The sequence below is a fragment of the Haloferax profundi genome, assembly GCF_001469865.1.
In the GTDB taxonomy this organism is placed as follows: domain Archaea; phylum Halobacteriota; class Halobacteria; order Halobacteriales; family Haloferacaceae; genus Haloferax; species Haloferax profundi.
On record NZ_LOPV01000275.1, the window covers coordinates 1 to 2,094 of the forward strand.

Annotated in this window: 2 protein-coding genes and 1 pseudogene; 1 reads left to right on the forward strand and 2 read right to left on the reverse strand. The window is 56.0% G+C overall.

All coding sequences use genetic code 11. From position 1 onward, the window contains the following. A partial coding sequence (locus tag AUR66_RS11955) for a universal stress protein (protein WP_058572599.1) occupies positions 1-706 on the forward strand: 706 nt, incomplete at its 5' end. Between the two features lie 120 nt (positions 707-826). On the opposite strand, the gene AUR66_RS23075 is transcribed toward AUR66_RS11955, so the two are convergent. Further along, the gene (locus AUR66_RS23075) at positions 827-1,246 is read right to left on the reverse strand and encodes a HalOD1 output domain-containing protein (RefSeq protein ID WP_269432582.1); all 420 of its coding nucleotides are present in this window, start codon (positions 1,244-1,246) and stop codon (positions 827-829) included. A gap of 90 nt (positions 1,247-1,336) precedes the next feature. Beyond that, a pseudogene (locus AUR66_RS11965) lies at positions 1,337-2,094 on the reverse strand (archaea-specific SMC-related protein); the annotation flags it as partial.

Consider the following 2,094-nt stretch of genomic DNA (forward strand, 5'->3'; position numbering starts at 1 on the left):
GCGAGATGAGGGCGAGACATTCGTCCGCGACGCGAGCGTTCGAGCAGAGCAAGTGGGAATCGAGACGATAACCGAAGTTCTCCACGGGGAGCCTTACGAGGAGATCGTTGCTTACGCAACCGATGCTGGCGTCGACCTTGTGGTCATGCCAACCCATGGGCGCACAGGATTAAGCAGGTTGGTGCTTGGTAGTACAACCGAGCGCGTTGTTCGGAGCTCCGAGGTTCCCGTGCTAACCATGCAGCCTGATACCAACACCGAAGTATCGTATCCGTACGAGCGTGTACTCGTGCCCACTGACGGGAGCGAGTGTGCGACTGCCGCAGTACGGTTCGGCAGTCGACTCGCGACAAGTACGAATTCGGAGTTCCATGCACTGTCAGTTGTCGATATTGGCCATCTTGGCGTTGACATTCGTGGCCCAGCTCTCATCGAGGAGTACGAATCCCGCGCTAACGATCTCATCAATGAGGCAGCAACAGTTGCGCACGAGGAAGGTGTCGACGGGGTCACAGCAGTCGAAAACCGGGTGTCGGTCGTAAGGGGAATTCGAACGTATATCGACGAGCACGACATCGACCTCGTCGTCATCGGGACGCACGGTCGAAGAGGGTTTGACCGGTTCATGTTGGGGAGCGTCGCTGAGAAGATTCTTCGACGGTCGCCGGTCCCCGTCGTAACCATCCGACACGACGATAGTCGCTGACGTGACTACATGAGATGTCTACCCTACAGGAGCCAAAAAATCGGCGCGGTTGTTTTCGGGCACCGAAACGGGTCCTCTCGGACTCGCGCTGGGTATCCCAACCCTATTTGTCAGACTGTGTTAGTCTGACGACGGGTGGGCGTCCCCTGCATCCCTAATTTCGATGGTTCCGATTGTCGAAATCGTGACGACGAGGTCGTCGTATTTGAATTCGAGTATACCACTCGAGAGTGTGGGCGCAGCTGGCTGTCCTGTCCCAAACAACGAGTTCAGCGCGTCTACGTCGCAGTAGGCGCTAAGCGGAGGCAATGCCGTCACGTCACACCCCATATGTTGACTTGCCGCGACGAGTATCGCCTCCGAAATTGCTTCCGTCTGATCACAGTCGTACCAGACACGAGTCTGTTCACCATTTTCCTGCCCTTTGGTGATTGTGGTACTAATTGTTGAGTCCCCCTCAATCGTTACCCGTATGGACAATTTCGCTGACGTGTTATATTCTTTGCGTACTAACAGTATATCCTGGTATACTGTCCTCACACCTCCTAATTTGGGTAGTATTTTAACACACTTCTCGATGGTGGGCCACCCAAAGCGCGTGACTCAGAAACGAAAGTCCCGGACGGAACTCTACTGGGCTGTCGAGGTTGCGTCGTCGCCCCACGTGACACGGTCATACGCCGAGTCGAGCGCTTGCGCGTCTTCGGGGAGCAACGCCGCGACAAGGAACGTCGAATACTGTTTGAAGTGATCGACCAGTGCGGCGATACGCGCCGCGTCGATTGCCTCAACAGAGTCGAGGAGCATGAACGGTACGTCCTTGTGGACTTCGTGGACGAGATAGCCTGCGAGCGCGAAGACGAGGCCGATGACCTCGCGTTCGCTCTCCGAGAGGTGATCTATCGTATCTTCGTACACGGTGCCAGCGTCAGACTCTCTGACGATGTGGAGTTCGAACTGTGTCTTCATTACCTTCCGACGGCCCTCTCGGACCCGACGCTCGACGCGTTCGAGCCAGACACGCTCAATGTTTTCGTAGTTCAGGAGGTCCAGAATCGTCTCCATCTCCTCGTTGAACGCTTCGACGGCGGTCGACGTGAGCGATTGAATCCGTGTTCGTGCCGCTTCAAGATCATCGTTCAATTGCTCGCGGCGTTCTTCGAGTTCGTCGCGCCTGTCGAACTGTTCGGCAACCGATTCGAGGTCGTCGTTCACAGATGCGAGTTCGTCGCGGGTTCGGTCGAGAGAGAACTCTACTTCGTTCAGCTCTTTGTGCAGTTCGATGAGGTCACTTTCTGCCTGTCCCCGAAGCTCCGATGCCTCTGCTTCCAACTGTTCAACGCGTGCGGCGAGTTCGTCGCGCTCGTCGGTCAATGTGTCAATTTGCT